Origin of the sequence: Mycobacterium sp. 1465703.0, assembly GCF_001672975.1 — a bacterium.
GTDB lineage: Bacteria > Actinomycetota > Actinomycetes > Mycobacteriales > Mycobacteriaceae > Mycobacterium.
Genome location: NZ_LZKU01000102.1, coordinates 41,708 through 48,713 on the forward strand (window position 1 = coordinate 41,708; position 7,006 = coordinate 48,713).

General features: G+C 64.9%; 4 protein-coding genes. 2 read left to right on the plus strand and 2 right to left on the minus strand.

All coding sequences use genetic code 11. The features are described 5' to 3' along the window. The first annotated feature begins 98 nt into the window (after positions 1-98). Together A5625_RS09340 and A5625_RS09345 are read left to right on the plus strand one after the other, a co-directional pair. The gene (locus A5625_RS09340) at positions 99-1,553 is read left to right on the plus strand and encodes a condensation domain-containing protein (protein WP_066991962.1); all 1,455 of its coding nucleotides are present in this window, start codon (positions 99-101) and stop codon (positions 1,551-1,553) included. A 23-nt stretch (positions 1,554-1,576) separates the two neighbouring features. Continuing rightward, a complete protein-coding gene (locus A5625_RS09345) occupies positions 1,577-4,789 on the plus strand; it encodes an RND family transporter (protein WP_082984339.1) in 3,213 nt (1,070 codons plus the stop codon). A gap of 4 nt (positions 4,790-4,793) precedes the next feature. On the opposite strand, the gene A5625_RS09350 is transcribed toward A5625_RS09345, so the two are convergent. Next, positions 4,794-5,882, minus strand: coding sequence for a PE-PPE domain-containing protein (locus tag A5625_RS09350; protein ID WP_066991941.1), 1,089 nt, complete (start codon positions 5,880-5,882; stop codon positions 4,794-4,796). Between the two features lie 75 nt (positions 5,883-5,957). Then, entirely contained in the window at positions 5,958-6,677 is a 720-nt protein-coding gene (locus tag A5625_RS09355) for a GAP family protein (protein WP_066991944.1), read from the minus strand. Positions 6,678-7,006: the final 329 nt, after the last annotated feature.

A 7,006-nucleotide genomic window follows, 5' to 3' on the forward strand; every position in this document is an offset into this window, starting at 1 on the left:
TCTTAGAACCAGTTCGCCGCCCTGACGCGCCCGCGTCGCGTGGGTGGAGGATTCAGCGACCGATTCCGGGAGTCGGTGCGCAACGGCAGGAGGTAGTGGTGCGGATCGGGGCATTGAATGTCTCAACGGTCAACGAATGGGAGCCCCGGCCGGGTGCGTTGTTCTCCTGGAGTCCGTCACCGTCATCACGTGCCAAGGCCCTGCAGGCGCCGGTCAGCGCAGTACCTCCCAGCTATGTTCAAACCCGCCACCTACGCAGCCTGCGCGAGCAGGCCAACCGCGGGCTCGACCACTCCCGGCTGCTCATCGCCTCGGTCGAGGTCTCCGGTCGCTGCGATCTTCGCGCCATGAGTTACGTCATCAACGCACACCTTCGCCGGCACGATACCTACCGCAGTTGGTTTGAGTACCAGCCTGATTCGCTCCAAGCCCAGCAGTTCGTCCGGCACACCATCGCCGACCCCGCAGACATCGAAGTCGTCCTGACCGAACACGGCGAACTCGGCAGCGCAGCGTTGTGCGACCATATCGTGGCCATCCCGGATTCGCTGCACTGGGACTGCTTCGGTTTCGGGATCATTCAGCGCGCGGAGAAGTTCACGTTCTTTGCCAGCATCGATCATCTGCATGCCGACGGCCAGTTCGTCGGGATGGGGCTCATGGAGTTCCAGACCATGTATGCCGAGTTGATCACGGGCAACCCACCCGTCGAGCTGGCACCGGCCGGCAGCTACGACGCCTTCTGCCTTCGGCAGCGCGAGTACACGTCCGGGCTCACCGCGGACTGCCCGCCGGTGCGAGCCTGGATCGACTTCGCTGAAGCGAATGGCGGCACATTCCCCAAATTCCCGCTGCCGCTGGGCGATCAATCGACGCCGTACCACGGTGACCTGATCAGCCTCACGCTGATGAACGAAGCGCAAACCGACCGATTCGAAACCGCCTGCCTGGATGCGGGCGCACGGTTCATCGGCGGCATGTTCGCCTGCATCGCGCTGGCTCTGCACGAGTTGACCGGCACTGCAACCTATTACGGCATCACTCCAAAGGACACCCGCAGCACCCCAGCCGACCTGACCACGCAGGGCTGGTTCACCGGTCAGATCCCGATCACCGTCCCGGTCGCCGGGTTGTCCTTCAACGACATTGCGCGAAGCGCGCAGACGTCCTTCGACACCGGCGCCGAGCTGGCAACGGTGCCCTTTGAACGAGTGACGGAGCTGGTCCCGTCGCTGAGTCCGCCACCGCCGCTCTTTTCGCTGGTGAACTTCTTTGACGCACAAGCCAGCCCACTTTCCATGATGACCAAGCTGTTAGAGGGCATGACCGTCGGTGCGCACAGCGACGGGCGGGTCACCTATCCGCTCAGCACCATGGTGGGCCGTTACGACGAGACGGCGGCCAGCGTGTTGCTGCCCGGCAACCCGGTTGCCCGCGAATCCATCCAGCGTTACCTGGCGGTCATCAAATCCACGTGCGTCCGCATCGCCGATGGGGGTGCAGCCGAACGGGAACGGGTGCTGGCACCGGCGTTGGGGCCGGTCGCGTGCTGACGCTCGAAGGCTAGCGTTCGGGGATGTCAGGGCAGACTCACAAGCGCGGCCAGGACACGGCGGCCGGCGTCTTCCCGCGGCTGGGGCGGATGATCGCGCGGTGGCCGCAGCTGGTGATCGGGATCTGGGTCGCACTCGTCGGGGTGCTGTCGCTGACCTTGCCGTCGCTGGAGGAGATCTCGCAACGGCATCCGGTGGACATCTTGCCGGCCAACGCCCCGGTGCTGGTCGCAACCGAGAACATGACGAAAGCCTTCCACGAACCCGGATCGGAAAGCATTGCGGTAGTGGTGCTCAGCGATGCCAACGGGCTGAGCCCGGCCGACGAGGGTACCTACAAAAGACTGGTGGACACCCTGCGCAGCGACACCCGGGACGTGGTGACGCTGCAGGATTTCATCAGCGCACCGCCGCTTCGTGAGCTGATGACCAGTAAGGACCACCAAGCCTGGATCCTGCCCGTCGGTATGCCCGGCGAATTGAGCTCGCCGCAATCCAAACACGCATACACCCGAGTGACCGGCATCGTCAACCACACGGTCGCGGGTACGACGTTGAGCGCCAATATGACTGGGCCCGCGGCCACCGTCGCCGACATGAACCTCACCGGCCAGCAGGACAGAGGCCGGATCGAGCTTGCGATCGTCGTGCTGTTGTTGGTCATTTTGCTGATCATCTACCGCAACCCGGTGACCATGGTGCTGCCGTTGATCATGATCGGCATGTCCGTGGTGGTGGCCCAGCGCCTGGTCGCCATAGTCGGCTTGGCCGGCTTCGGAATCGCCAATCAGACCACCATATTCATGAGCGGGATGATGGTCGGCGCCGGAACCGATTACGCGGTCTTTCTGATCAGCCGCTATCACGACTATTTGCGGGAGGGCCTGGATTCGGACCGAGCGGTCATCAAGGCCCTGACGTCGGTCGGGAAGGTGATCGCGGCCTCGGCTGCCACCGTGGCCGTCACGTTCCTGGGGATGATCTTCGCCCAGTTGGGAATTCTGAAAAGCGCGGGACCCGTGTTGGGAATCTCGGTGGTCGTCGTCTTCACCGCTGCGGTGACCTTACTGCCCGCGCTGCTGGTGCTTGCCGGACGCCGCGGCTGGATCGCACCGCGCCGCGACCTCAGCCGCCGGATGTGGCGACGGTCGGGTGTCCAGATCGTCCGCAAGCCCAAGGCCCATCTGCTGGCCAGTGTGCTGGTACTGGTGATCCTGGCCGGCTGCGCGGGATTGGCGCGCTACAACTACGACGAACGGCGGGCGGTGCCGGCCGCCGCCGAAAGTTCCATCGGATATGCCACTCTCGACCGGCATTTTCCGTCCAACCTGATCATTCCGGAGTACCTCGTCGTCCAATCGCCGCACGACTTGCGCACGCCCAGGGCGCTGGCCGACCTCGAGCAGATGGCGCAGCGGGTGAGCCAAGTGCCGGGTGTGGCGAGCGTCCGCGGCATCACCCGGCCCACCGGGCAGTCGCTGGAGCAAGCCAGGACGTCCTGGCAGGCCGGCGAGGTCGGCGACAAGCTGGACCAGGGCTCCAAGCAGATCGTCGATCACACCGGCGATCTCGACAAGCTAGCGGGCGGGGCAAACCTGATGGCCGGCAAGCTGTCTGACGTGCGCGCGCAGGTCGACCAGGCCGTGTCCGCCGTCGGCGGTCTGGTCGACGCGCTGGGCTTTCTGCAGAACGCCTTCGGCGGCAATCGGGCGCTCGCCGAACTCGACGACGCCGAAAAACTCGTCAGCGGCATCCGCTCACTCGGTGACGCGATCGGGGCGAACTCAAACTTCGTCGCCAACAACTCCGAGTGGGCCACTCCGGTATTGGCGGCACTGGACAACAGCCCGATGTGCAGCGCGGAACCCTCCTGCGTCAACGCGCGCGCCGAACTGCAGCGGCTGGTCATCGCGCGCGACGACGGAACGCTCGGCAAGCTTTCCGAGCTCGCTCGACAGTTGCGGGCGACCCAGGCCGTGCAAAGCCTGGCCACGACCGTATCCGGATTGCGCCGCGCGCTGTCCACCGCCATCGGCGCCATGGGTTCGCTGGGGATGGCCAGTCCCGGTGGCATGCGGGCGAAGATCAACTTTCTGCGGCAGGGCACCAGCACGCTGGCCGACGGCAGCCGGCAATTGGCCGACGGTGTGCAGCAACTGGTCGACCAGGTCAAGAAGATGGGCCTCGGGCTAGGTGAGGCGTCGGCATTTCTGATGGGCATGAAAAACGACGCGACTACGCCGGCGATGTCGGGCTTTTACATTCCCGCGCAAGCGTTGTCGTACGCAACCGGCTCCGGGGAAAAGCCCACGACGCTGCCGGGCGAGGTGCAAGCCCTGCTGGGTGGGACGAATGCCGACCAGCTCAAAAAGTTCGCCGCCGCCTTCGTCTCATCGGACGGGCACGCGGTGCGCTACCTGATCCAGACCCATTTCAACCCGTTCAGCGGCGCCGCGATGGATCAGGTCAACGCGATGATGGCGGCCGCCGCGGGGGCGCAGCCGAATACCACCCTGGCCGACGCCACGGTATCGACGGTGGGGCTGCCTGTCTTCGTCAAGGAGACCCGCGACTACTACGGGCAAGATCTGCGATTCATCATCGTGATGACCGTCTGCGTGGTGCTGCTCGTCTTGTTCGCGTTGCTGCGCGCGGTGGTGGCGCCGCTGTACCTGATCGGTTCGGTGATCGTTTCCTACCTGTCGGCGCTCGGAATCGGCGTGATCGTCTTCCAATTCATCCTCGGCAACGAAATGCATTGGAGCGTACCCGGATTGACGTTCATCATCTTGGTCGCGGTGGGTGCGGACTACAACATGCTGCTGATCTCCCGGATGCGCGACGAGTCGAAGTTCGGCATCCGCTCCGGTGTGATCCGCACCGTCGGATCAACCGGCGGGGTAATCACCGCGGCGGGCCTGATCATGGCCGCCTCGATGTTCGGGCTGGTATTCGCCAGCCTCACCAACGTCATTCAGAGCGGCTTCGTGCTGGGCGCCGGGCTGTTGTTGGACACGTTCCTGCTGCGCACCATCACGGTGCCGGCGATCGCGGTGCTGGTCGGCGAGGCGAACTGGTGGCGACCCCGGTGGCCGATGAATCTGTGGCGGCTTCGACGGAACCGCAGCAGGCGGTCGGGCAAACGCAAACCACTGCTGCCCGAATCGGAGAAATCGCCGCGGTGGGCGCTCGACGACCTGGTCGGCTTCTCACCGCACGACGGGCTGCGACTCTGAGGCGCTATCTCTTGCTCTTGAGTAGCAAGCGGGCGGCCGTCGGCAACAGACCCTTGCCCTTGATGCGTTTCGGCCCGACCTTGGGTCCGACTGAGGCGACCGTGCCGATGGCACCCGATGCCGCGTGCAGGCCCAGCGAGGCGGCCCGCAGCGGAATGTTGACCGCGGTGAAAATGGTGGGGATATGGGCGATCCCGGTGATCATCTGAACCGGATTGTGCGCCGGGCCCGGGTCATATGCTCGGTCGATGAGCGGGCGCAGCGCCGCATCGATAGGGCCGACCGCCTCTTGCGGCATGCCCGCGCCATCCACCAGCGCACGCGCCAGCGGCAGCCGCGGATTGCGGATGAAGTAGGTCGTCGTGGTGCCGCCGACGCTGTTGGTCTCCCGCTTGATGTCCCAAGGAGCAACCTGGGCCGGGTCGGAGAACGCCGTGGCGCTGTGGCCGTAATAGCCGCCGGCCGCGACCGCGTTCAGGTCGGCGAGCAAATTCCCCGGATGGTTGGGCGGGTCGGAAAACGGGTCGTACTGGCCGACGATGTTGATGGTGCGGTACTGACTCTCCACCGGATGCGGCACGGTGTAGTCGATGATCGGCACGTGCGCCCCGGGTCCGAATGCCTTGGCCAGCAGGTTGTTGGGGTCGCCGGCTTTGATGAAGGTCAGTTGATCCGGGGGCGGTGCGCCCGGATCGTGTGCCAGCCGGGCTTGTTCGCGGTCGAGCGCCAGCGTTCCCTGGGACAGGCCGGCCACCGAGATGGGTCCGCCGGTGCTGCGGATCGCCGCGTCGAGGTTGTTGGTTCCGGTGTTCACCGAGCTGTTGACGGTCGGCGAATTCAGCCCGGTCACCGGCCAGAAGCTACCCGGGTAGGAGATGACCCGCCGGGTGGCGTCCGGGCTGTAGTAGTTGGCGTCGATCTGCGGCTGCATCGCAGGATTGAAGTGATACAGCGACCGCAGCGGACCATACGGGGAGGGCTCGGTGCCTGGGACGATCAACGCGGTATCGGCGGATGCGACGCCATCTCCGAAAGTTATTGTCAGGGAAAGTATTCCCGTGGCGACCGCGCCGGCGAGCAGCTTCTTCAACATGTCCTCGTGCTACCTGCCTTGGTCGACAGAATTAGATTGGGCGATTGCCAGCTCAGTGCAGCAGCTTACCGCGGCTCAAAGGCTGGTCAACCCGAGCGCCAGCATCAACGTGCCGCTGGCCGCGATCAGAGCGGCGACGTCGCGCTGGGTGCGCGACCGCAGCCAAGTTTGCAGCGCAACCATGAACGCACGGGTCCGACCGCGTGCGAGTAGATAGCTGGCAAGGGGGATTTCGGCCACCGTGAACGCTACGAGGTTGTACGCCACAACGGCTTGCACCGCAGTGACGGGCCCGGCGTGGGTGGCCAGGATGACGGCCATCGCCGCCATGTAGTTGGCCGACGGCAGCGCGGTGCCCATCCCGCTAACCCACGCCACTCGAAGTGAGTCGCCTTGCAGGAAAACACGTGCCCGGCCGGTCAGCTTCGCCAGGCCGGTAGGCGGCGTTTCTTCCAGCAGCAGAACACCGCCACCACGGCGGACCCCGCCGTTAGCTGACCGGTGCCGGACATGCTTGTGCCGCAAGGAGTTTGTGGCAAGTAGGGCAGCGATCAGCAAAGCGACGAGACCGGAGGCGATCTGCACCTGCGCCAGGTTGACCTGACCTACCACCGGTGCGGACCGGAGAACGAAAAGCACGACCAACCCCACGGCCGAGCCCATGGTGAGGCCGCCGCAAAGGAACACCAACAGTTGCAGGAGTGGGCGTTTCCTGCTGAGCAACAGCACCACCAGGCTGAGCCGGACCGGTTCGAAGATCACCGAACCCGCCAATACCAGCACGGTGATCCACATGCTCGGCAACCGTACTCCAGCTGTGTCAACGCCAGCACACTCGAGCGAAAATGCGCGGAACAGAGGGCAGTTCGTCATCCTTCGTTCACTTTTGCGTAACGCCAGGAACTTTCGGTGGTGCGGTGGTTCATCCCATCCGTTATGCTGACGATTCCGGTACACCGTTTGACGGTTGAGAGATCCCCCGGAGCAGCTGGACATGCCGGTTGGTCCGCCGTTACCGACGTCCTTGCAACGGAGTTCGCGCGAAGTGGTCGCGATGGTCGCAGCGCAGGCTTCGGCGGGCTGGCGGGCCCGGCCCCGCGGTGACGCCGCCAACGGTACCGCAG